The following is a 1,419-nucleotide window of genomic DNA, read 5'->3' as shown; positions in this document are numbered from 1 at the left end:
GACACGCTGCGCGTGCTGCTCAACAACCTGGTGGACAACGCGATCCGCTACGCGGGCGCCGGCGCAAGCGTGGACGTGCGCACGCGCCGCGCCGCCGACGGCGTGCCCGTCATCGAGGTGTGCGACACCGGCCCCGGCATCCCGGCCGCCGAGCGCGCGCGCGTGTTCGAGCGCTTCTATCGCGGCGTGGGCGCGCAGGGCGTGGCCGAATCGGGCAGCGGGCTCGGGCTGTCGATCGTCAAACGCATCGCCGAACAACATCACGCCACCGTGCGGCTCGGCGACGGCCCGGCCGGGCGCGGGCTGGCCGTCGAAATCCGCTTCGACGGCGAAGCCGAAACCGCCGCCGCCTGAGCGCGCGGCCCACGCCCACGCCCACGCGGGCCGCCCGGCCCGCGTCGCCATGCGGCTTCCGGCCAGCAAGGCCGCCTCCCATTCCTCGCAGCACGTTCCCTACGCCTGTCGCGTTCTCGCCGCAACACCCCGGCATCGTCAGATTTATTTCGAGATATTTTTGGTGATTGTATATAATAATCATTCTCATTTACCTGATGAAACGCGTTACGCCCAGCCCGGGAACGTCCGATGTCGGCCAACAAACTGCTCCTGCACAGCGAAATCGATGCGCTTTACAGCGGCCATCACGCATGGCTGCAACGCTGGCTCGGCCGCAAGCTCGGCTGCGCGCATCGCGCGGCCGATCTCGCGCACGACACGTTCCTGCGCCTGCTCGCGCGCGAGGAACCGATCCGCGCCGACGAGCCGCGCGCGTTCCTGACCACGGTGGCGCAGCGCGTGCTGTACAACCATTGGCGGCGCGAGCAGCTCGAAGCGGCCTATCTGGAGGCGCTGGCGGCCCAGCCGGAGCCGGTCGCGCCATCGCCCGAAACACGCGCGCTGGTGCTCGAAACGCTGCTCGAAATCGACCGCCTGCTCGACGGCCTGCCGGTGGCCGCCAAGCGCGCGTTCCTGCTGGCCCAGCTCGACGGCCTGACGCAGACGGAAATCGCCGCCGAGCTCGGCATCTCGCTCGCCACGGTCAAGCGCCATCTGGTCAAGGCCGCCGCGCAATGCTTCTTCGCGATGGCGGTGTGAGCCGATGAGCCTCGACGGACGGCCGGCGATTCCGCCGGACATCGCGCGGCGCGCGGTGGAATGGTGGGTGGATCTGCAAGGCGGCGGCGGGGCGCGCGACGCGGCGCTGCGAGTCGGCTTCGAGCGCTGGCGCGCCGAGCATCCGCTGCACGACGCGGCCTGGCGGCATATCGAGACCATGCAGGGGCGGCTGTCGCAACTGGCTTCCGGCGTCGACGCCGGTGCGGCGCGCGCTGCCGATCGGACGAGCGTCGTGTAGGGAAAGAGGGTTGGTGGCAGCGGAGATCTCGCGTGACGCTGGATCTGTCACAACTCTTACTCCTA

The 1,419-nt window shown here is 69.6% G+C and carries 2 protein-coding genes and 1 pseudogene; all 3 read left to right on the top strand.

What is annotated here, in order from left to right; genetic code table 11:
* The coding region (locus tag G3N92_RS34055; protein WP_241015206.1) for an ATP-binding protein at positions 1–354 on the top strand (354 nt) is incomplete at its 5' end.
* A 231-nt stretch (positions 355–585) separates the two neighbouring features.
* Positions 586–1,095, top strand: a complete 510-nt coding sequence (locus tag G3N92_RS34050) for a sigma-70 family RNA polymerase sigma factor (RefSeq protein WP_206131873.1) — start codon at positions 586–588, stop codon at positions 1,093–1,095.
* 4 nt (positions 1,096–1,099) lie between these two features.
* Positions 1,100–1,333, top strand: a pseudogene (locus G3N92_RS34045) (FecR/PupR family sigma factor regulator); the annotation flags it as partial.
* Positions 1,334–1,419 lie beyond the last annotated feature (86 nt).

The organism is Burkholderia sp. Ac-20379 (assembly GCF_017104645.1).
Lineage (GTDB): Bacteria > Pseudomonadota > Gammaproteobacteria > Burkholderiales > Burkholderiaceae > Burkholderia.
The sequence above is the reverse complement of the archived record's forward strand: the minus strand, read 5'-3'. Positions and strand labels throughout refer to the sequence as shown.